General features: G+C 69.7%; 10 protein-coding genes and 1 pseudogene. 7 read left to right on the top strand and 4 right to left on the bottom strand.

Annotated elements, in window-relative coordinates:
• Positions 1-29 precede the first annotated feature (29 nt).
• Positions 30-938, bottom strand: coding sequence for an AraC family transcriptional regulator (locus ACFVMC_RS02640; RefSeq protein ID WP_379206224.1), 909 nt, complete (start codon positions 936-938; stop codon positions 30-32).
• A 100-nt stretch (positions 939-1038) separates the two neighbouring features.
• Between ACFVMC_RS02640 and ACFVMC_RS02635 the strand changes: the two genes are divergently transcribed.
• Positions 1039-2109, top strand: coding sequence for a saccharopine dehydrogenase NADP-binding domain-containing protein (locus ACFVMC_RS02635; RefSeq protein WP_379206222.1), 1071 nt, complete (start codon positions 1039-1041; stop codon positions 2107-2109).
• On the opposite strand, the gene ACFVMC_RS02630 is transcribed toward ACFVMC_RS02635, so the two are convergent.
• The gene (locus tag ACFVMC_RS02630) at positions 2095-2472 is read right to left on the bottom strand and encodes a DUF4267 domain-containing protein (RefSeq protein ID WP_379206220.1); all 378 of its coding nucleotides are present in this window, start codon (positions 2470-2472) and stop codon (positions 2095-2097) included. The two genes, ACFVMC_RS02635 and ACFVMC_RS02630, sit on opposite strands and share 15 nt — an antisense overlap.
• A gap of 28 nt (positions 2473-2500) precedes the next feature.
• Complete coding sequence (locus ACFVMC_RS02625) at positions 2501-2974, bottom strand: hemerythrin domain-containing protein (RefSeq protein ID WP_379206218.1); 474 nt, start codon at positions 2972-2974, stop codon at positions 2501-2503.
• A 137-nt stretch (positions 2975-3111) separates the two neighbouring features.
• Between ACFVMC_RS02625 and ACFVMC_RS02620 the strand changes: the two genes are divergently transcribed.
• The 6 genes from ACFVMC_RS02620 to ACFVMC_RS02595 all read left to right on the top strand — a co-directional run bounded on the left by ACFVMC_RS02620 (position 3112) and on the right by ACFVMC_RS02595 (position 11570).
• A complete protein-coding gene (locus ACFVMC_RS02620; RefSeq protein ID WP_379206216.1) occupies positions 3112-6378 on the top strand; it encodes a BTAD domain-containing putative transcriptional regulator in 3267 nt (1088 codons plus the stop codon).
• Between the two features lie 13 nt (positions 6379-6391).
• Positions 6392-7309, top strand: coding sequence for an NADP-dependent oxidoreductase (locus ACFVMC_RS02615; protein ID WP_379206214.1), 918 nt, complete (start codon positions 6392-6394; stop codon positions 7307-7309).
• 341 nt (positions 7310-7650) lie between these two features.
• On the top strand, positions 7651-8493 hold the full coding sequence (locus tag ACFVMC_RS02610) for a metal-dependent hydrolase (RefSeq protein ID WP_379207777.1): 843 nt from the start codon (positions 7651-7653) through the stop codon (positions 8491-8493).
• Between the two features lie 185 nt (positions 8494-8678).
• A complete protein-coding gene (locus tag ACFVMC_RS02605) occupies positions 8679-9893 on the top strand; it encodes a cytochrome P450 (RefSeq protein WP_379206212.1) in 1215 nt (404 codons plus the stop codon).
• Positions 9890-10660, top strand: a complete 771-nt coding sequence (locus ACFVMC_RS02600; RefSeq protein WP_379206210.1) for a thioesterase II family protein — start codon at positions 9890-9892, stop codon at positions 10658-10660. The genes ACFVMC_RS02605 and ACFVMC_RS02600 overlap by 4 nt, the downstream gene beginning before the upstream one ends.
• Positions 10661-10712: 52 nt before the next feature.
• The gene (locus tag ACFVMC_RS02595; protein WP_379206208.1) at positions 10713-11570 is read left to right on the top strand and encodes a class I SAM-dependent methyltransferase; all 858 of its coding nucleotides are present in this window, start codon (positions 10713-10715) and stop codon (positions 11568-11570) included.
• Positions 11571-11619: 49 nt separating this feature from the next.
• On the opposite strand, the pseudogene ACFVMC_RS02590 reads toward ACFVMC_RS02595, so the two are convergent.
• Positions 11620-22806 (bottom strand): annotated as a pseudogene (locus tag ACFVMC_RS02590) (type I polyketide synthase); the annotation flags it as partial.
• Positions 22807-22809: the final 3 nt, after the last annotated feature.

The following is a 22809-nucleotide window of genomic DNA, read 5'->3' as shown; positions in this document are numbered from 1 at the left end:
TCGCTGAAAGGCGTTCGGGCCCTGGGGTTTCAGACGGCGATGACGGCGGGGGCGTCGTCGGCGCGACGGTATTGCCCTGGCGCGAGGCCGTATTCGCGTTTGAACGCCTTCGCGAAGGCGAATTCGCTTTGGTAGCCCACTCGGTGGGCTATGCCGAGCAGTGGAGTGTCGGTGTCGCGGAGCAGGCGGGAGGCGGTGAGCATGCGCCAGCGGGTGAGATAGGACAGTGGCGGCTCGCCGACTGTGGCGGCGAATCGCCGGGTGAGGGTCGCTCGGCTCACGCCGGCGACACTGCTGAGGTCGGGCACTGTCCAGGCGCGTTCCGGGGCGTCGTGGATGGCGCGCAGCGCGGCGAGGACGCCCGGGTCGGTGAAGGCACCGGCCCAGCCGACCGGCGCCTGATTCTCGAACCAGGCGCGCAGCGCGAACAGCAGCAGGGTTTCCAGCAGGGCCGGTACGGCGGCGTCGGTTCCGGCGCGGGGGTGCGCCAGCTCGGCGGCCAGGACATCGAGGATGCCGCGCAGCCCGGGATCGGCGTCTGGGCGGGCGGGAATGTGCACGAACTCGGGTAGCTCGTCGAGCAGTGGATGGCTGCGCTGACGGCCCAATGCGTAAGCACCACACATCAATTCGCTGCGCGCGCCGGGGCCGGTGATCTCGCGGGGTTCCCCGACGTGTGCTTGTTCGGTCACGGGGCTGTCGAGGGCGTCGACGAGGACATGATCGGAGCCGCGCGGCATCAGGATCACGTCGCCGGCGCGCAGTGCGATCGGCGCACCGTCGGCGGGAACCAGCCAGCAGGAGCCCGCCAGCACCACATGGAATCCGGTGCCGGGCACCACCGGGTAGGCCCGCCCCCAGGGGGCGTGCCGAATGAACTTTCCGCAGGTGGGGGCGCCTGTGCGGATGGCGGTGATGGTTTCACTGAGCACGTCCACGACGCCAATGTACTGGTCGATGGACCAGTGAGTGATTCGGGCATCGGGATGAGTCAGCGAGCCATTCAACCGGCGGCCGAATCCCCATAACTTCGTAGCCATGACAAACACCGAGAAGAACTCGAACCCTGTGATCGCCGTCTACGGAGCCTCGGGCCACACCGGCGGCTACGCCCTGCGTGAACTCCAGCGCCGTGGCCTCACCCCGATCCTGGTGGGCCGCAACGAAGCTCGTCTGCGCGCCGCGGCCGCCGCCGCGGGCCTGCCCGATGCCGAGATCCGGCTGGCGGATCTGGACGACCCGGCCGCGCTGACGGCCGCGTTCGCCGAGGTCGACGTGGTCATCAGCACCCTGCCCGCCTATGTCACCTTCGGTGAACCGGTGCTTGCCGCGGCGATCGCGGCGGGCGCGCACTACACCGACACCTCCGGTGAGCAGTTGTTCCTGAAGCGGGCCTTCGACGAGTATGGCCCGCGCGCCGAAGCCGCCGGTGTGACCGTCCTCGGCGGCATCACCAACAGCAACCTGCCCGGCGATCTGCTCGGCCACCTGGCCGCGCGACAGGTGAGCGCACCGGCCGAGATCGTGATGAGCCTGGTCACGCGGGGTGAGGGCGGGGGCTCGCGAGGGAGCGCGGAAACCGTGCTGGCCGGTCTGGACTGGTTCCGCGCGGGCGGCTGGCACTACGAGGACGGCGAACTGCGCACCGGCCCGATCGATCGGCATACGCTGATGACCTTCCCCTCGGACGCCGAGCCGACCGCGGTCGCGAAATTCCAGCAGCCGCCGGTTCTCACCATCCCGCGCCACACCGAGGTGTCCTTCGTCGCGGGTGTGGTCGAGGCCGAGATGCTGTCCCAGCTCTCGGGTTTCACCCCCGACGTGCTGGATTCGCTGCCCGAGCCCGGCACCGATCTGCGCTACGAGCTGGTGCTCGACGCCTCGGGAGCCGACGGCACCGCGGTACGCGGCGTGCTCACCGGCCCGGATGCCTATCGCGACACCGCGATCATGGCGGTGGAGGCGGCTGCACGTCTCGCGGCGGGCGGCCTCACTCCCGGCGCTCTCGCGCCCGCTGAAGCCTTCGACCCCGCCGAGTTCCTGAATTCCCTTGCCGTTCACGGCATCACCTGGCGGATCGACGCGGCTGTCCGCTCAGGCGGTCAATAATAGTGCGGCCGTGGCCGATACGACGACCGCAGAGGCGGCGTGTACGCCGTAGGCGGCCGACTTGGGGCCCTTGTCGAGCAGCACGATCGTCGCGTCCCCGACCGGGATGAGCGCGAGCGCGAGCATGAACCAGCCGAGGAGCGAGGTGGCCCCGGCGGCGAGCAGGATGAGAATGCCTACCGCGCAGGCCATGTCACGGATGCCCTTGACGCGCAGCCAAGCGCGGAAGGCGGGGTCCTGGATGGGGGAGTTCGGGATACCGAAGCCGGCCGCGGCCTGCGGCGCCCAGAAGAAGCTGGTGCCCATGACGAAGACGGCGAGGGCTACCACAGCGGCAAGGGAGTTTCCGATGATCGATTGCATGATGAATTCCTTTGTCCGATAGGTGTTTTCAATGAAAGGGCGGAGTGGCATGACGATCTTGCGCACCGTGCAGGGCGGCCCATTCCGGTTCGGTGAGATACGCGGCCGCGAGGGGGAGCAGCGTCGCCTCTTCGTCGTCGAGATGCTCGAGCAGGACCGCCCGGTGATCGACGAGCAGCGCCACGACGGTGTCACGTTCGTCGGCTCCGGCTGCCGACTCCCACCGCGGGACCGCGGCGTCCAACTCGAGCAGGCCGACTTCGACGCGCTCGTGCTGAGTTCGCATGCGCAGCATGACATCCGCCCCCGGATCGACCCGGGAAAACAGTGGCGGCCACAGCAATTCGTCCTCGGCCGCGTGGTGGTTCCGCAGCCCGGCCCGGTAGTCCCGGAAGTGCTCGGCGATCACCGCGGCGCGGGCCGTGTCGCCCGGCGCGACCGCCGCCGCGAGGTCGATCAGCGATCGGGAATTGCGCCGGAAGACGCGGTGGGAGCTGTTCATGTCCTGGGTGTAGACGCACATTGTTCCTGTCCCTCAGGTGTCTCGAGTGCCTCGACCCTGCCCCCGGTAGTTTGGAAAGGAATGGCGATCGACTTGGAACGCTGGGATTCGGCCACGCGCGTACCGTGTGACGCGCCATGATCTTCGTGCGGGTACTGGGTTCGTTCTCGGCCGAGGCCGATGGCGAGTCCATTCCGCTCGGCGGCCCCCGCCAGCGCGGCGTCCTGGCGCTGCTGCTGGCCGCGCGTGGGCAGGTGGTGCCGGTCGACCGGATGATCGAGGACCTGTGGCAGGGCGAACCGCCGTCGCGTGCCCTCGCGTCCTTGCAGGCGTACGTGTCCAACCTGCGCCGCCTGCTCGAACCCGGCCGCCCGCCCCGGGCACCGGCTCGCATCCTGGTGAGCACGGCGCCGGGCTACGCGGTGCGGCTGCCGCGAACAGCGGTGGACGCGTGGCGTTTCGAAGAGCTGCTCGAGGAGGCCCGCGACCAGGCCGATCCACGGGTGGCGCGTGCCTTGCTGACCGAGGCGCTGACGCTGTGGCGCGGGCCCGCGTTCGCCGAGGTCGCCGACGAGCCGTGGGTCGCCGCCGAGACGGCGCGGCTCGACGAGTTGCGACAGGTCGCCCGCGAACTGCGCATCGCGGCCGGACTGCGGCTCGGCGACCCCGCGACAGTGGTGCCCGATACCGAGAACTTCACGCGCGAGCATCCGCTGCGCGAAGAAGGGTGGCGGCTGCACGCCCTCGCGCTGTGGCGCAGCGGCCGCCAGGCCGACTCCCTCGCCGCGCTCCGCCGCGCCCGCGCCATCCTCGCCGATGAACTGGGCCTGGACCCCGGACCGGACCTGGTGGCTCTGGAAGAGGCGATCCTCACACAGCGCACGGATGTACTTCGCGCGGACCCGCCGCGCGTGGTGGCGGCCGCGCCGCCGCCCGCCGAAAGACCTGGTACGGCAGCGTTCGTGGGCCGCGCGAGCGAGATGGCGACGCTGCTGGCGACAGCCGAGGAAACCGCGCATGCGGGACTGCGCGTCGCGCTCGTCACCGGAGAGGCGGGCCTCGGCAAATCGAAGCTGCTCGAGCAGTTCGGCGCGCGGCTCACACGCCAGGGCTGGCTCGTGGCCACCGGTCGCTGTCCCGACCTCGACAGCGCGCCGCCCGCCTGGGCCTGGGTGGAGATACTGCGAAGTATTGCCGAGAGCGTTCCACCGGGCGACTTCGCCGCGGACCTGGCGCCGATGCTGTCGGACGCGGCGACCGTGCACGAGGACGCGGCGACCGGCCGCTTCCGGTTGCGGCGAGCGGTGTGGGCCTGGCTGTCGGCGATCGCCGCGGACCGTCCGGTAGCCGTCGTGCTGGACGACCTGCACTGGGCCGATGCCGCCACGCTGGAACTGCTGGGCGGCGTCGAGGCACGGGCCCCGATCCTGATCGTCGCCGCCTACCGCGCGGACGAGAGTGACCGCCTCGCAACGACTCTCGCGTCCTTGGCGCGCACCGCGCCGCTCCGGCTGGATCTGCCCGGACTCGATCGCGACGCCGTCGCCGAGCTCGTGCGCGCCGAATGCGCGGCCGACGACCCGACCGTCGCCGGGATCGCCGAGCGGACCGGCGGCAACCCGTTCTATGTGCGGGAGACCGCGCGGCTGCTCAATGGCGAGGGCGCGCTGATCGCGCTGTCCGAAGTGCCCGAGGGTGTCCGGGACGTGCTGCGGCGCCGCTTCGCCAGGCTGCCCGACAGCGCGGTGTCGATCCTGCGGCTGGCGGCGGTGGCGGGCCGGGAAAGCCTGGTGGACGTGCTCGTCCGCGCCGCCGACGCCGACGAGGACGCCGTGCTGGACGCGCTGGACGCGGGCGTCATCGCCGGACTGCTCGACGAGCCCGGCCCGGGGCGGGTCCGTTTCGTGCACGCGCTGGTCCGCGACACGCTCCTGACCGAGGTCAGCCGGATGCGGATCACCAGGATGCACGCCCGGATCGCGGCCGCGCTGGAGGACTCCGGCGATATCGCGGCCTTGGCGCACCACTATGCGCGCGCGGGGTCGCCGAAGGCCGTCGAATTCTGCGGGCGGGCCGCCGAACTGGCCGAGGCGCGCTACGCGCACGACGTGGCGGCCGCGCTCCTCGGCGACGCCGTCGCCAACTCCGGCGACCCGGACGAGCGGGTCGGCCTGCTCGGCAGGCTGCTGCGCGCGCAGGTCAGGGCCGGAGCATTCGCCGCGGCTCGGGGCACCCGCGCACAAGCCGTGGAATACGCCGAGTCGATCGGCCGCGAGGACCTGATGATCGCCGCGTTCACCGCGTGGACCGCACCCACGCCGTGGCAAGCCCGAACTTACGGCTCGGTCGATCACCCCATCGTGGACCGGCTGCGCCGTCTGCTCGCCCGGCCCGATCTTGCCGCCGAGACCCGCTCCCACCTGCTGATCGCTTATGCCCACGAGCTGGTGGGCGAGCACGATCCGACGGTCATGGCGGCGGGCCGGGAAGCACTCGAACTCGCCGTCGCACCCCGGCTCCGGGCCGCGGCGCTGCTGGTGCTCGCGCGCGAATCCGGGCGGGGGGAGTACTCCGACGACCTGGTGGCGATCAGCGTCGAGCACGACCTGCCCGTCTATCGCGTGAACGGGCTGCTCAGCCAGGCCGCGAACGCGGCCGCCGCCAACGATCCGGGCACCATGCGCCGCGTGACCGAGGCGGCGCTCGATCTCGCCCGGGCCTACCGGATGCCGGAAGCGATCGGCGCCGCCGAGATGTCGCTGGCGACACTGCTGGCCATCGAAGGCCGGTTCGCCGACGCCGAGCGCCGCTACAGCGAGGCCATCGAACGCATGGGACGCGCCGGATCGGCCCATGCCGCCGGCTTTCTGCGCCTCGCGCCGGCGGCGATCTGGATCAACGACGGCACACTGGGCCAGCACCTGGATGAGGTGCGTGCCCTGCACGCCGCGCTCGGTCCGATGGCGGCCGACCTGCTTGTCCTCGCGCTGCACGCCGCGGGCCGCGGCGGTGAGGCGGATCGGGCCCGCACCGCACCGGCCGCGATCCGGGACGACTTCTTCTTCACCTTCCTGACCAGCCTGCGCGCGTCGGCGGCAATCACCTCCAACGACCGCGCCGCCGCCGAACAGAGCTACCTGGACCTGCTCCCGCACCGGGACGGCCCACCGGCGGGCGCGGAAAGCATGTCGCTGGCCCTGCGCCCGGTCGCGCACACGCTCGGCGAACTCGCTCGGTTTCTCGGCCGCGTGGACGAGGCCGCCGCCCATTTCGCCCGGGCCGCCGCCGTCGCCGACATCTGGAACGCACCTGCCTGGTCCGCGGACGCCAGAGGTGCTCCAAATCGGCTCCAAGTGCATTCCAAAACCCCAGGAGCAGTGTCGAACCCGTCAGAACCGAACTGATGGAGGCACGAACATGAATCACACCACTTTCCGCGCCGCGGTCGTCCGGGTACCGAGCGGACCCGACTCGATCGAGGTCATCGACCTGCCGGTCGCCGAGCCCGGCCCCGGCGAGGTCCGGGTCGCGGTCGCCGCCGCGCCGGTCAACCCCACCGATCTCGGTGTCGTCGGCGGGTTCTTCCATGGGATGGGCATGATCAACCAGCCCGCGCACACCGGCCTGGGCTGGGACTTCGCCGGTACCGTCATGGCCGCGGGTCCGGGCGTGGACCTGGCCCCCGGGACCCGGGTGGCCGGTGTCGTGCTCGGTTTCGACCGTGACTTCGGCACCTACGCCGAACAACTCGTCGTGCCCGCCGCCGATCTCGCCGTGGTGCCCGACGAACTCGACCTGGTCGCGGCCGCGACGCTGCCGCTCAGCGGGTTGAGCGCGGCGCAGATCCTCGACCTGCTCGGTGACGCGCCGGCCGCGGGCAGCCGATTGCTGGTGACCGGCGCGGCCGGTGCGATCGGCGCGAATGTGGTCGCGCTGGCTCCCGACCGCGGCTGGCTGGTGACCGGCCTGGCCCGCGCCACCGACGAGGCGTTCGTGCGCGGTCTCGGCGCCGACTTCCGCACGGCGGCCGAGCCGGGCTGGGATGCCGTCGTGGACACCACATCCCAGCAGGTCTGGGGTTTGAGTCCGGTTCGCGACGGCGGCTCCTTCGTCGGTGTCCGCCCGAATCTGACGCCCGCCGCCGAACGCGGAATCACGGTGCACACACTGATGGTGCGGTCCGACGGCCCGCGCCTGGGACAACTCCTGGCCCACGCCGCATCCGGCCGCCTGCCCACCCGCGTGCACGCGGTCCTGCCCTTGACCGAGGCCGCCACCGCCCACCGTGCCATGGCCGAGAGCGGAACCCGCGGCCGCTATGTACTCCAACCCTGATCGCATCGGCCGAGCTGGAATCCTATTTGCCGCCGGTCGATCCGGGCCCCGAGCACATCGGCTTCGCGGTTCCGCTGCGATTGCGCGCCGCGGACGGTGAACTGCGGCTGATCACCACCCTGACCAGCTTCGCGACCGCCACCGACGGCACGCTGTCCGAACCGCGCCCGGAGGCGTTTCTCCCGGACGATCGGCGCACTGCCGAATATTTGCGCGCCGGATTCCCCTGGCCTACGGCGGTGCCGAACCCTTCGAAATGGTTGTTGTGCAAGGGAGTTCACAATCCCCAATTCTCCCGTTCGACTGGTGGCGCGCGCGATTTCGATACTAGTATCGGTCACATGAACAAGAGGCCGGTGGCGCGAGCGCGGCGAATTCGATTCAGCTATCCGACCAGCTCCTGGCGCAGGCATTTCGCGGACAACGATCTGGTGATGAGCCATACCGTCGCCTACCTGTCCGGGATCTTTCCCGAGGGCGAAGACTTCTTCATCAGGTCGGTCCGCAATTATGCCGATCGCATTACCGAACCCGAACTCAAAGCCCAGGTGCAGGGTTTCATAGGACAGGAAGTAACACATAGTCGCGAACATCGTGAGTTGAACGCGCGCCTGCAAGAGATGGGATATCCCACCGAACGCACGGATCGTCGTTTCCGCTGGGCGATGAAAGTTTACGAGCGGGTGTTCTCACCCTTGACCTGCCTGGCCTTCACCGCCGCGTTCGAGCACTACACGGCCGTACTCGCGGAAACCATGCTGACCGACGAGCGGGCCCGGAAACTGCTGGGCGAGACCGAAGTTCGCGACGTGCTGCTCTGGCACGCCTTCGAGGAGTCCGAGCACCGGGCGGTCGCCTTCGACGTGTACCGGGCGGTCGGCGGCTCCGAGCGCCGGCGCATCTGGGCGATGCGCTGGGCGACAACGGCTTTCCTGATCAGCACGTTCTTCAATATCACACAGTCGCTGCTGGGTGATCGCGCGGCCTACAACCCGGTGCGGCTGGGGCGCAGCTTTGCCGCACTGAGACATTCGCCATTCCTGACCCGGGACATGGTGCGGCGGATCAACAGCTACAACCGGCGCGGATTCCATCCCGACGATGTGGACAACACCGAGCTGCTCGCGCATTGGACCGCCGAATTGTTCGGGGAATCAGGCAGTCTCACCAATCACCTGCGGTGATATCCGGGTAGTCGCGCGATTGTGGATTGGGTCACTAATCGTATCGTGCGCAGTGCGCTCGATGCCTGTATCGCAAACCGTGGGTGGTAGGTTCGCTATACCGCAACAACGGTCCCGTTCTCGCCGCAGGCGACCAGCGGGAGAACAGGTCTGACCAGTCGATGTGTCGGCTCAGGAGATAGTCCATGAATACCGAAGCGATTGTGCTGGATCCGACTGGCGCGGATGTCAACGCGGAGAACGAGCGGATCCGCCTGGGCGGGCCGGTCTCGCTGGTGGAGTTGCCCGGTGGGGTGTCGGCGTGGGCGGTCACCGACGCTGCGGTCCTGAAAGAACTGCTCGCCGATCCCCGGGTGTCCAAGGATCCGCGCCAGCACTGGACGGCTTACAAGAACGGCGAGATCAACCAGCAGTGGCCGTTGCATCCGTGGGTCGCTGCGGCGAATATGTTCACCGCCTACGGTCCGCAGCATCGCCGCCTCCGTAAGCTCGTGGCGCCGGCGTTCACCAATCGCCGCACCACGCTGATGCGCCCGGGGATCGAAGCCATCGTCGACGGCCTGCTGAAACGACTGGAGGCCACGCCCAGCGGCGAAGTCGTCGACCTGCGGCCGACCTACGCGTATCCGGTACCGATTCAGGTGATCGGTGAATTGCTCGGCGTGCCCAAGCATTTGGATGCCTCGATCCACGCCTGCGTCGACGGGTTCTTCGATACCTCCTTCACACCGGCTCAGGCGCAGGCCAATGTCGTCAAAATGGCCGGGCTGATGGGGCAACTGATCTTCTACCGGCGCGGCCACTCCGGCGACGACATCACCAGTGCGCTGATCTCGGCCAAGGACGAGGACGCCAACCGGTTGTCGCACAAGGAATTGATCGACACCTTGATGCTGGTCATCAACGCCGGTCACGAGACCACGGTCAACCTGCTCGACCAGGCGATCGTGGCGCTGCTGAGCAATCCGGAGCAGCGGGCCGAGGTGCTCGCCGGCCGGGTGCCCTGGTCGGAGGTGATCGAGGAAACTCTGCGCTACCAGGCGCCGATCACGCATCTGCTGCTGCGCTACGCGGTCGAGGACATCGAGGTCGCCGGTGTTCGGATCGCCCAGGGCGAACCGATTCTCGCCTCCTACGGCGCGGCCAGCCGCGACCCCGGAGTCCACGGTCCCACCGCCGGTGCTTTCGACGTGCACCGGGCCAACAAGGAACACATCGCGTTCGGGCACGGTGCGCACCATTGCCTCGGCGCGCCGCTGGCCCGGCTGGAGGCGGCGATCGCGCTACCGGCCCTGTTCGAGCGTTTCCCGAATATGCGGCTGGCGGTGGATCCGTCCGAACTCCGTCCACTGGGCAGTTTCGTCTCCAATGGCCATCAGTCGGTTCCCGTCCTGTTGTGAGAGGTCTCATGGAAAACGCCCGCTGGTTGCGGAAGTTGTCGGCCGATTCCGAGCCCGACGCCCATACGCTGATCTGTTTTCCGCATGCCGGGGGGTCGGCTATTTCCTACGGGCCGCTCGCGCGTGCGCTCGGGCCGCGTTTCCAGGTTTTCGGCGTGCAATATCCCGGGCGGCAGGATCGCCGGCACGAGCCGCTGCTCGGCAGTGTCGCCGAACTGGTCGCGGGAGTGCTGCCGGAAATTCGCGAACTGGTTCCCCGGACCGCGGGCTACTCGCTGTTCGGGCACAGCATGGGTGCGGCGGTGGCATTCGAGACCTGCCGTCTGCTCGAACGGGACGAGACGACCGCCCCGGCCACATTGTTCGCCTCGGGTCGTATCGCGCCGGCCCAGCCGGGTTCGAACGCGGTGCACCTGTACAGCGATCAGGAATTGAGCAGGCATCTGCTGGATTTCGGCGGCACCCCGGCCGCGCTGCTGGCGGATCCGGACTTCCGGTCGCTCATTCTGTCGGTGACGCGCAGCGATTACCGTGCGATCGAAACGTATCGAGGCGCACCGGACGCGACTGTCGAATGTCCCGTCGTGGCGCTGGCCGGCGACAGTGATCCCGCCACCAGTCTTGCCGACTTGAGCAGGTGGCAGACGCATACCACCGGGACTTTCACCCAGACATCGTTTCCGGGCGGCCACTTCTACATCGATGCCAATTCGCACGGTGTCGCCGAACTGATTCACGATCGGACCACGCGCACGTTGTCGAGCTAGCCGGGTACTCGCGGGGCCTACCCCTCGCGAGTTTCTGTGCGAGACTGCAACTATGGCTCAAACCGCTGAACCCATTTCGAATGTTTCGGACACCGCTCACTGGGTGGCCGCGCATCGCGCGATCGAATCCGCCCGGCCCGACGCACTCTTTCACGACACACTCGCGGAGCGACTTGCCGGCGAAACGGGCAAGGCCATCCTCGCGAATGAAACGCGGGCGGCAATGGCCGGTTGGAACCTGGTTACCCGTACCAAAGTCATCGATGATCTGATCATCGAAACTCTGGCCGAGGGCTGCGATCTGGTCATCAATATGGCCGCCGGTCTGGATGCGCGGCCGTATCGGCTCGAGCTCCCCGCCGATCTGCGCTGGATCGAGGCCGATCTGCCCGACTTGATCGCGGAGAAGAACGGTCTGCTGAAGGGGGAGACCGCCCGTTGCGAACTCACCCGTGTCGCAGTGGATCTCGCGGATCCGAAGGCGCGCAAGGAATTCCTGGACAAGGCACTCGAGGGCGCGAGCAAGGCGCTCGTGCTGACCGAGGGACTGGTGTTCTACCTGACCGAATCCGAGGTCACCGGATTGGCCGAAGCATTGGCGCGGCCCGAGATCAACTGGTGGATCATGGATGTGAACAACAAAGCCGTGGTCAATCGGATCAATCGCGCCAACGAGAAGCTGCTCAGCAATTCACCCTGGAAATTCGGCCCGGCCGATCCGCTGCGATTCTTCGCCGACGCCGGCTGGCATGCGGACAAGGTGGTCGGATTGTTCCGTGCCGCGGCCCGATTCCGCCGCCTGCCCACGCTGCTGTGGTCGCTGGCGATGATGCCCGTCAACCGGATGCCGATGTTCGGTGCGGCGCAGATGCCGTGGAGTGCGGCGGTTCGGCTCACCCACGCGAAATAGCGCGCGGATAATTCGGCCGGGAGAGCGAGTCGCTCTCCCGGCCGAGTCCTCACGCCAGTTCTTCCAGCCAATCATCGATTGCCGCGGCGACCTGAGTCGAGCCCTCGTGCAGCACGCTGAAGTGATCGGCGTCCACCTCGACCAGCCGCTGGTTCTCGTCCCACGGCCGGGCCTGCCAATCCTCGACCTGCTCAGGTGCGCCGGGCATCCGCTGCGAGCACTGCAGATAGAGGGTCGGCACGCTGAGCGGACTCATCTCGATCGACCGCAGCACCTGAATGTACTGGCCCATCGCGGTCAATCGGGCGGGGTCGAATCGATCGAACGCCGCCTCGTTGGTGACCATGTTCTCGGCGATCGGCTTGAGCAGCCACTCACCGCCTTCGACCACCCGGTAGGTGTCCACCAGCACCACGCCCACGGGCGCGGGCCCGCCGAGCGCCTCCAGCTGCTCGGCGACGCTGTGGGCCAGCAGCCCGCCCGAGGAGAACCCGAGCAGGATGAACGGCTGCCCCCCGGCGGCATCGAGGATGGGCCGGTGCAGCGCCTTGGTGGCCGCGGCGTAGTCGGCGGGCAACGGCTCGCCCGCCCGCGACCCGACCGGCGCGACGCCGAGCACATCGCGGGCGGTCCGCAGTTTGGTGGCCAGCCTGGCGTATTGGCGCACGCCGCCCGCGGCCATCGGCGGGGCGATGCAGATGATGCGCGGTGTGGCCGCGCCGTCGGTCAATCGGGTGACCTCGGGCCGTTCGTCCAGTTCCTCGTGGACGTAGAACTGGTCGCGCGTCTGTGCCGCGATGTGCAGCAGCATGAACGCGGTCACCATCTGTTCCTTGCCCACCGCGGCGCGGAACATGCCGTACAGCGAGTCGTCGGCGATACCGGCCGCGCGATCTCGGACGGTGGCCGCGCGGACGGCGGTCGCGATGTCGGTGACGCCGTCGGCCAGCCGCTCACCCAGGTGTTTCGCGAGCACTTCGGGCGTCGGGTAGTCGAAGACCAGGGTGCCGGGCAGCCCCAAACCGGTGGCGTCACGCAGTGAGTTCCGGAATTCGATCGCGGTGATCGAGTCGAATCCCATTTCGCCGAACACCCCTTCGGGCGCGATGAGATCGATATCCGCGTAGCCGAGGGTGGCGGCGGCCTGCTTGCGCACGAGCTCTTCCAGCATGGGCAGGCGTTCGTGTTCGGGCAGGGTGGCCAGCCGGGTGCGCAGCTTCTTGCCCGACGCAGATTTCGCAGTGCGGCGCGCGGGCAGCAGCCCGGAGGCCATCACCGCGGCCGCTCCGGTGCCGCCACTCATCCGTTGCGGATCCAGATGGGCGAGGATCGGCGTGGCCACCTCGGTCCGCGCCGCCGCGTCGTACAACGCCAAACCCTGTTCCCGGGTCAGTGGGCGCAGTCCGGAACGCGCCATTCGATCGAGGTCGCGGGCACCGAGTTCGCCGCCCATTCCGTTGCCGCCCCACAGGCCCCAGGCCAGCGACCGGCCCGGTAGTTCGCGTGACTTACGTTGCGCGGCAATGGCATCCAGGCAGGCGTTGGCTGCGGCGTAGTTGCCCTGGCCGACATTGCCGAACGAGCCCGCGAGCGAGCTGAACAGTACGAAACTCCGCAGCGGCAGCTCGGCGGTCAACTCGTGCAGATGCAGCGCGGCATCGACCTTGGGCTGCATCACCGCGTCGATTCGCTCGGGAGTGAGCGAGATGACGGAGGCGTCGTCGAGCACACCGGCGGCGTGGATGACGGCGGTGAGCGGACGCTGGGCGGGGATGGCGTCGATGACGCGTCCGAGCGCGGCCCGGTCGGCCACATCGCACGCGGCGAACTCCACCTCGGCGCCGAGCGTCCGCAGCTCCTCGCGCAATTGCTCAGCGCCGGAGCCCTTTTCGCCGCTACGGCTCACCAGCAGCAGATGGCGCGCGCCCTGGGTCGCGGTCAGATGGCGGGCGAACTCAGCACCGAGATAGCCGCTGGCGCCGGTGATCAGGACCGTCTCGTCCGGTCCGAATTCGACTGCGTCGGTAGCGGACGGTGCGGCGATGCGAGCGAGCCGTGCGCCGTACAGCTGGCGCTCGCGCACCGCCAGCTGCGGTTCCTCGGCGCCGACGATGCCGCCGAGTAGTCCGTCGAGCTCGGAATCCGTGTCCACCAGCACGATTCGGCCTTCGCTCTCGGCCTGCACCGCGCGGACCAGGCCGCCGACCGCGGCGCCCGCCAGGTCGGTGATCGGCTCACCGGCGACCGATACCGCGCCGGAAGTCCTTACCACCAGCACCGATTGGGTGGTTCGCGGATCGGTGACCCACGCCTGGAGCACCCCCAGCATCGCGTGCGTGGCCGCGCGGATCGACTCCGGGTCGTCGGCCGAGAGCGCGTCGACGGTCACGACGGCCGGAATATCGTCGCCGAGGTCGTCCCACGTCACGGCATCGACCGGATCGCCGGTCCCGGGGATCGACACCCAATCGATCCGGAACATCGCGTTGTCGATCGGGTCGGCGGCCGCGATGAGGCGCGCGGCGTCGACGGGACGCGACGTGAGCTGGCGTACCGTCGCCACGGCGGTGCCGGTCGAGTCCGCCAGATCCATCGATACCGAGTGGTCGCCGAGGCGGGTCAGACGCACCCGAAGCGCGCTGGCTCCCGCCGCGTGGATGGTCACGCCCGACCATTCGAAGGGCAACGCGAGGGTGGCGCCGCCCGCCGACTGGTCGCCCGCCGCGAGCAGGGCGTGCAGGCACGCGTCGAACAGCGCCGGATGCAGCCCGAATCCGGCCGCGGCCGCGGGATCCTGGAGCGCGATCTCGGCGTAGATCTCCTCGCCGCGCTGCCACGCGCCCCGCAGCCCCTGGAAGGTCGGTCCGTAACCGTAACCGGCGGTGGACAATTCGTCGTACAGCTCATCGACCGGCATGGCCGCGGCGCCGACCGGCGGCCATTCGTCGAGGTCGGGATCATACGGGGGAGTGGCCACCGCGGCCGCTGTCACGGACCCTTCGGCGTGCAGCGTCCACGTCGAACTCGAACCGGCCTCGGAGTCGATCCGCGAGAAGATCCGCACCGGTCGAGACGCTGTCTCGCCCTCGGGGCCGACCAGCACCCGGACCAGGACCCCGTCGGCCGACGGCAGCACCAGCGGCGCGTGCAGCACCAGATCCTCCAGCGTCGAGCAGTCGGCGTGCGCGGCGGCCGCCAGCGCGAGATCGACCAGGCCGGTGCCGGGAAACAGCACGGTATTCGCGACGCTGTGCTCGGCCAGCCACGGCTGGGTCCGCACCGACAACCGACCGGTCAGGGTGATGCCGCCCGTATCGGGTTGCGACACCATCGCGGAGACCAGGGGGTGGCCCGTTCCGGTCAAACCGAGTGCGCGAATATCGCCGCCGGTCGTGGCGCCGTCGGGCATCCAGTACCGCTGGCGCTGGAACGCGTAGGTGGGCAGTTCGATTCGCGCCGCACCCGATCCGGCGTACATCGCCCGCCAATTCACCGCGGCACCCGCGACGAACAGGCCCGCCACACCCGCCAGCACCGACGCGGTGTCCGCGCGATGCCGCCGCGCCAGACCCACAGCGGTCGCCGCGGTACCGGCCGCGTCGAGCGTGTCGACCGCCATCGGGGTGAGCACCGCGTCCGGGCCGATCTCCGCGATGCGGACGGCGCCCGCGTCGGCCATCGCGGTCACCGCGTCGGCGAACCGCACCGTGGTGCGGACCTGCCGCACCCAGTAGGCCGGCTCCGACATCTTGTCGCGCACCAGCGTGCCGGTGACCGTCGAGATCAACGGAATGCTCGGACGAGCGAAGCGCACGTTCGCGATCGCGGCGGCGAACTCCTCGAGCATCGGCTCGACGAGCGCGGAATGGAACGCGTGTGACACGCGCAAACGGTTGGTACGCCAGCCCTTCTCGTCGAACACCTCGGCCAGCGCGTCGACTTCGGTCTCGATGCCGGAGACCACCACGGAGGTGGCGCTGTTGACCGCCGCGATCGAAACGCCGTCGGTCAGCAGCCCGGCTACGGCCGATTCGGATGCTCCGACCGCGACCATCGCCCCGCCCGCGGGCAGTGCCTGCATCAGCCGCGCGCGTGCCGCGACCAGCAGGCAGGCATCGGGCAGCGACATCACACCGGCCACATGCGCGGCGGCGATCTCGCCGATCGAATGGCCCGCCAGCACATCGGCTTTCACGCCCCAGGCTTCGAGCAGGCGGTACAGGGCGACCTCGAAGGCGAACAGCCCGGCTTGCGCGAAGACCGTTCGATCGGCCGATTCCGGGTCCGCGAGTCCTTCGCGCAGCGAAATAGGCTGTTCCAGCAGCGGATTCAGCTCATCGACGATAGCGTCGAAGGTCTCGGCGAACACGGGGTGCGCGCGCAGTTGCTGATCCATACCGGCCCATTGCGCGCCCTGCCCCGAGAACACGAACGCCGTGCTGCCCGGTACCGCGTGCCCGGTCATGACGCGTGCGCTCGTCTCCGATTCGACGGCGCCCGCGGCCACCGCGCGCACGCCCGCGAGCAGATCGGTGATATCCGCGCCGACGATCACGGCGCGGTGATCGAACAGCGCGCGACCGGAGGTGAGCGCGGATCCGATATCCCACCGATCCGCCTTGTGCGCACCGGTATCCACGCCATCGAAGCGGGCTGCCAGGCGCGCGGCCTGTTCGGACAGAGCGGCTTCGCTGCGTCCCGAGATGATCCACGGCGACAGACCGTCGTCGGTTCTGGACGCCTGCGCCGCCGGAGCGGTCGCGGCGGGCGGAGCCTGCTCGACGATGAGGTGCGCGTTCGTGCCACTGAGACCGAACGACGACACGGCCGCCCGGCGTGGGCGATCCATGGCCGGCCATGGCGTCGACTCATGCAGCAGCCGGACGTTTCCGCCGGACCAGTCGACCTTCGTGCTGGGCTGGTCGGCGTGCAGGGTGCGCGGCAGCACACCGTGGCGCATGGCCATGACCATCTTGATCACGCCGCCCACGCCCGCCGCGGCCTGGGAGTGTCCGATATTCGATTTCAGGGACCCGAGCCACAGCGGCCGGTCCTCGGCGCGATCCTGTCCGTAGGTGGCCACCAGCGCCTGCGCTTCGATCGGATCACCCAGGGTGGTGCCGGTGCCGTGCGCCTCCACGGCATCGACCTCGGCGGCGGTGATACCCGCGTTGGCCAGGGCCTGGCGGATCAACCGCTGCTGGGCGGGACCGTTCGGCGCGGTCAGACCGTTCGACGCGCCGTCCTGGTTCACCGCCGAACCGGCCAGCACCGCCAGCACCTCGTGCCCGTTGCGCCGCGCGTCCGACAAACGTTCCAGGACGAGCATGCCCGCGCCCTCGGACCAGCCGACACCGTCGGCCTCGTCGGAGAACGAGCGGCAGCGCCCGTCCGGCGACAGGCCGCGCTGCCGCCCGAACTCGAGGAACATATCCGGCGTCGCCATGACCGCGACACCGCCCGCGAGCGCCAGGTCGCATTCGCCCGAGCGCAGCGATTGGGCGGCGAGATGCATCGCCACCAAGGACGATGAACACGCCGTGTCCACAGTGACCGAGGGCCCCTCGAATCCGAACACGTAGGACAGCCGGCCCGAGACCAGGCTGCCCGCGGAGCTGCTGCCCGTCCCGGTCGCCCGCGCGTAGTCGTGGTACATCAGGCCGGTGAAGACTCCCGTCGCGCTGCCGCGCAGCGCGGCCGCGTCGAGACCCGCCCGTTCGAGCGCCTCCCAGGAGACTTCGAGCAGCAGGCGCTGCTGCGGGTCGGTCCCGAGGGCCTCGTTGGGGCTGATGCCGAAGAACTCCGCGTCGAAATCGGCGGCGTCGTACAGGAAGCTGCCGCGCCGGGTGTAGGTCCGGCCTGCTTTACCCGGCTCCGGGTCGTAGAGGGCGTCGATATCCCAGCCGCGGTCGCTCGGCATGTCGCCGTTGGTGTCCACGCCGGCGGCGACCAGATTCCACAGCTCCTCCGGCGTGCTGACTCCGCCGGGGTAGCGGCAGCTCATCGCGACCACCGCGATCGGGTCGTCGGTTGCGCCGACCTGGCTGACGGCGGCGGTGCCGCGTGACCGGGGCGCGCCGGAGAGCTGCCCGTCGATGAGTTCGGCGACGGCCAGCGGATTCGGATGGTCGAACACCAGGGTGGCGGGTAGTCGCAGTCCGGTCGCGGCATTGAGCTTGTTGCGGAGCTCGACCGCGGTCAGGGAGTCGAACCCGAGTTTCTGGAACGGCTGGTGCGGGTCGATGGCGCTGGCGGACTGGTGGCCGAGGACGGCCGCCGCGGTCGTGGTGACCAGTTTCAGCAGTTCTTCGGTCCGATCGGCGGCCGACGAACCGGCCAGTTCCAGCAGCGGAGCTGCCGCCGCCCGGGGGGCCGTGGCCGGTACCAGTTCGCGGACCAGGGCCGGTGCCTGGTCGGCGCGGGTCCGCAGCACGGCCGGGTCGACCCGCAAGGCGACCAGCTGCGCGGCCTCGGACGCCACCGCGGCGTCGAACAGGGCGAGTCCGTCGGATTCGGACAGCGCCGGAAAGCCTTGTCGCCGTATCTGTTCGAAGTGCTCGGCGGACAGTTCCGTACCTAACCCGCTGGCGCGTTCCCACAGGCCGTAGTCGATCGATGTGGCCGCCGCTCCCGCCGCCCGGCGGTAGGTGGCGAGCGCGTCGAGGTAGACGTTGGCCGCCGCGTAGTTGGCCTGCCCGGCGGCCAGCACCAGCCCGCCGGCGGAGGACACGAGCACGAACAGCGACAGGTCCCGGGTGAGTTCGTGCAGATGCCAGGCCGCGTCGGCCTTCGGCGCGAACACGGCGTCGATGCGCTCGTCGGTCATCGCCGCGATCAGGCCGTTGTCGGCGACGCCCGCCGCGTGCACGACGCCGGTCAGCGGGTGGTCGGAATCGATCCCGGCGAGCACGGATTCCAGGGCGGCGCGATCGGAGACATCGCAGGCGGTGATCGTCACCTGTGCGCCGAGTTCGGTCAGTTCGGCGCGCAGTTCCGCCGCGCCGGGCGCCTGCGCTCCGCGGCGTGAGGTCAGCACCAGCCGCCGCACACCGTGCTCGGTGACCAGGTGCCGGGCGAGCAGCGCACCCAGACCGCCGGTTCCGCCGGTGACCAGTACGGTGCCCGTACGCAGCGCCGCGTTCGGGCCGGTTTCGCCGGACCGATGCTGAATCAGGCGCGGCACCAACAGGTTCGCGCCGCGCAACGCGCCTTCCGGTTCGGTCGCGAGGGCCGTGGCGGCGGTGGCGACCGCGGCCGGATCGGCGGCGGCCGCGTCGTCGAGGTCCAGCAGTTGCAGCCGGTGCGGCTGTTCGGCCTGCGCGGCGCGCACCAGACCCCAGATCGGGGCCAGTGCCGGGCGCAGCGGATCGGCGTCGCCGGTACGCACCGCGCCCTTGGTCAGGACCACCAGGCGGGATTCGGCGAATCGGTTGTCACGCAGCCACTCCTGCACCGTGGCGAGCAGGCTGTGCAGGGCCGCGCGTGCGGCCTGCGGGGACGTGTCGTCGGCCGCGGTGCACTCGAGCAGGACAAGCTCGGGGAGTTCGGGGGCTTCGGCCAGCGTCGCGAGGTCCGGGTAGCCGGGTACCGTCGCCGTACCCGGCGCACCCAGGATCGCGGCGCGTGCGGGGGCGACCGCGCCGCCGGTGGCCGCCGCGGTCCACTGCACGGTGAACAAGGCATCGGCCACGCGGCCCGCACGCAGCCGGTCCACGGATATCGGGCGGGTGTTCAGCGCATCGACCGACAGCACCGGCCGGCCGGTGCTGTCGGCCAGCTGAAGCTGGAAACCACTGTCTCGCATCTGGATACGGACGCGCACAGCGCTGGATCCGGTCGCGTGCAGTGCGACGCGGTTCCAGCTGAACGGAAGCGAGGGCGCATCCAGACCGTTGTCGCGAATGCTGTGCACGATGAACGCGTGCATGGCCGCATCGAGCAGGGCGGGGTGCAGGCCGTACGCCGCGGCCGACTCCGAATCCGGCAGGGCCACCTCGGCGAACAGCTCGTCGCCGCGCCGCCACATCGCCCGCAGACCTTGGAAATTCGGGCCGTAGCCGTACCCGGCGTTCAGCATCTCGCCGTACGCGTCGGCGACCTCGATCGGCTCCGCGCCGGCCGGCGGCCAGGCGGTGAGCTCGAATTCGGGCCGCACCTCCTCGGCGCTGAGGTCGCCCTCCGCGTGCAAGGTCCAAGTGATGGCGTCGGGCTGGCGTGAGTGGATCGTCACGCGCCTGCGGCCGGAATCGTTCGCGCCGCCGACCACGACCTGCACCGCCACACCGTCGCGGGTCGGCAGCGTCAACGGCGCGTGCAGGATCAGCTCCTCCAGCACGGGGTAGCCGAGCGATTCGCCGACGTGGGTGGCCAATTCGACGAAACCGGTACCCGGCAGCAACACGGTGCCGAGCACGCTGTGCTCGGCCAGCCAGCCGATCGAGTCCACCGACCAGTGGCCGACGAAGCTCACCCCGCCCGAATCGGGCTGCGGGACAACCGCGCCCAGCAGGGGGTGCGCGATCGGATCCAGGCCCGCGACGCCGGTGGACTCGGTGCCGAGCCAGGTCGTCGACAGGTGCTGCCTGGCGTCGAGCCAGAACCGTTCGCGCTGGAACGCGTAGGTGGGCAGATCGATCGGCCGCGCACCGGAAAAGAAAGCGGCCCAGTCTACTTCGGTACCGGCCACGAACAGTCGCGCGACGGTGGCGGTCACGGTGGCGGTCGTCGCGTCATCGCGACGTGCCAGCGCGACCGCTGTCACGTCGTCCACGGTCGCGGCCACCATCGGCGTGAGGACCGCGTCCGGCCCGATCTCGGCGAAACGCACCACACCCGCGTCCGCCATGGTGGCCACGGCATCGGCGAAACGCACCGTGGCGCGGACCTGGCGCACCCAGTAGGCCGGGTCCGACATCTCGTCGGTCACCCGGGCCCCGGTCACGGTCGACACCAGCGGGAGGGTCGGCCGGGCGAAGCTCAAGCGCTGCACCACCGTCGCGAACTCCGTCAGCATCGGCTCCATCAGGGCCGAATGGAATGCGTGCGATACCCGCAAACGGCTGGTCCGCCAACCTTTTTCGGCGCATACCAGCGCGACCGCGTCGACGGCGGTGTCGACACCCGCGACCACCACCGAGGACGGGCTGTTCACGGCCGCGATCGACACGTCCGCGGTGAGCAGCGGTGTGATCTCGGATTCCGGCGCGCCCACGGCGAGCATCGCGCCACCGGCGGGCAGTGCCTGCATCAACCGGCCGCGCGCGGCCACCAGGGTGCACGCGTCGGCGAGCGAGAGCACGCCCGCGATGTGCGCGGCGGCGATCTCACCGATCGAGTGGCCCGCGACGAGATTGGGGCGCAGGCCCCAGGTTTCGAGCAGGCGATACAGGGCCACCTCGAAGGCGAACAATCCGGCTTGCGCGAAGACCGTCCGATCGATCAGGTCCGGCGCGGACAGGGCGTCGGTGAGCGAAACAGATTGGCCGAGTAGCGGGTTCAGTTCCGCGACAGCCGCGTCGAACGCGGTGGCGAAGACCGGGTACAACCGCAGCTGCTGTGCCATGCCCCCCCACTGCGCACCCTGACCCGAGAAGACGAAGCCCGTCGAGCCCGACAGCGCACGGCCGGACACCACACCGGGGTTCGAGTCGCCACGCCCCAATGCCTCGACGCCCGAGAGCAGTTCGTCACGGTCCGCACCCAGCACCACCGCTCGATAGTCGAGGGTGGTGCGGGTGGCGGCCAGGGAGTACCCGACATCCTCTGGCGCGAGGTCGTTGTCCCGGTGCCGCGCGAGCAAGCGCACGGCCTGGTCGCCGAGCGCGCGGGTGCCGGCCGCGGACAGGACCCACGGCGTGATCCCCACGACCGGCTCGGCCGGGGTGGGGGCGGCCTCGGCGGCGGGTGCTTGCTCGAGGATGACGTGGGCGTTGGTGCCGCTGATGCCGAACGACGACACGCCCGCCCGGCGCGGGCGATCGCCCGCGGGCCACGGCCGCGCTTCGGTCAGCAGCCGGACCTCGCCCGCGGACCAGTCGACCTTGGTCGAGGGCTGGTCGACGTGCAGAGTGCACGGCAGCATCCCGTGCCGCATGGCCATGACCATCTTGATCACGCCACCGACGCCCGCCGCGGCCTGGGAGTGTCCGATATTCGATTTCAGCGATCCCAGCCACAGCGGCTGTTCGGGTGCGCGATCGCGGCCGTAGGTGCCCAGCAGCGCCTGCGCTTCGATCGGATCGCCCAGAGTCGTTCCGGTGCCGTGTCCTTCGACCGCGTCGACATCGGCGGCGGTGATTCCGGCATTGCTCAGCGCCTGCTCGATGACCCGCCGCTGCGACGGACCGTTGGGCGCGGTCAGGCCGTTGGAGGCTCCATCGGAGTTCACCGCCGAACCGGCGATCACGGCGAGAATGCGGCGGCCGTTGCGCTGCGCGTCGGACAGGCGCTCCAGCACCAGCACACCGGCGCCTTCGGCCCAGCCGACACCGTCGGCGCCGTCGGCGAAGGACTTGCAGCGTCCGTCGATGGCCAGGCCGCGCTGGCGGCTGAACTCCACCAGCGTATCCGGGCCCGCCATGACGGTGACGCCGCCGGCCAGCGCGAGATCGCATTCACCCGAACGCAGTGCGGCGGCGGCGGAATGCATGGCCACCAGCGAGGACGAACACGCGGTGTCGACGGTGACCGAGGGGCCCTCCAGCCCGAAGGTGTAGGAAACCCGGCCGGAGGCAAGCGATCCCGCGTTCGCATTGGCCGGGTAGTCGTGGTACATCATTCCGGCCCACACACCGGTGGCGCTGCCGCGCAGGGTGTTCGGGTCGATTCCGGCGCGTTCGAGTGCCTCCCAGGAGGTTTCGAGTAGCAGGAATTGTTGTGGGTCCATGGTGGTGGCTTCGTTCGGGCTGATGCCGAAGAAGGCTGGGTCGAAATCGCCTGCGGTGTGCAGGAATCCGCCGGATTTCGTGTGCGAGCGGTTCGGGAGTTCACCCGTCGGGTCGTAGATGCGGTCAATGTCCCAGCCGCGGTTGGTGGGGAATTCGGTGGTGGCGTCGATGCCGTCGGCGACGAGTTGCCAGAGGTCTTCGGGTGATTCGACGCCGCCGGGGTAGCGGCAGGCCATACCCACGATCGCGATCGGCTCACGCAGCGCGGCGTCGAGCTTGCGATTGCGCGCACGCAGCCGATCGGTTTCCTTCAGCGAGGCCCGTAGCGCATCGGCGAGTTTTGCGGTGCTTTC

It is taken from the genome of Nocardia sp. NPDC127579 (assembly GCF_042672005.1).
In the GTDB taxonomy this organism is placed as follows: Bacteria; Actinomycetota; Actinomycetes; order Mycobacteriales; family Mycobacteriaceae; genus Nocardia.
The sequence above is the reverse complement of the archived record's forward strand: the minus strand, read 5'-3'. Positions and strand labels throughout refer to the sequence as shown.